Source organism: Ruegeria sp. O5 (assembly GCF_056535105.1).
On the sequence record NZ_JBQERN010000059.1, the window covers coordinates 1 to 508 of the forward strand.

A 508-nucleotide genomic window follows, 5' to 3' on the forward strand; every position below is an offset into this window, starting at 1 on the left:
ACTCAGCATTGGGCTGGAAAAGCCCTGTCGCATTCGAAAGGAAAGTGGCTTAAACGAGCACTTGGGGCGGCACAAAAACGGGACAGGTCCACTGATTGTGAAGCCAATTGGTGGACATAGCGATGACGTGCTACAGCGAAAGTGCAGCGTCAGTGGACTTCAATCCGAAGTAAAGAAACAACCCGTTCGGCGAGTTTTGTCCGCTTACCGGACGTATGCATGCGCAGAGTTCAAATCACTTAGCAACGGCAGGTAAGGGCTCCTCGCGACCAATTGATTGGATTTGGGTAAGCTTCTTCTGTTGCCCGTTCAACACACGTCTATTACGTTTCGCTTGCTTCCACAGTGCTTCCACGGGCTGTGGCACAAAACAAAAAGCCTCGCGTGATGCGAGGCTAAGTGTTTGATATCTGACTTGAAGTATTGGTTGCGGGAGCAGGATTTGAACCTGCGACCTTCAGGTTATGAGCCTGACGAGCTACCGGGCTGCTCCATCCCGCGTCAGAGT

At 51.8% G+C, this 508-nt stretch carries 1 tRNA gene; it reads right to left on the bottom strand.

Annotated elements, in window-relative coordinates:
- Positions 1-424: 424 nt before the first annotated feature.
- Positions 425-501: transfer RNA gene (locus tag ACR0M3_RS20065), tRNA-Met, on the bottom strand.
- Between the last annotated feature and the right edge of the window lie 7 nt (positions 502-508).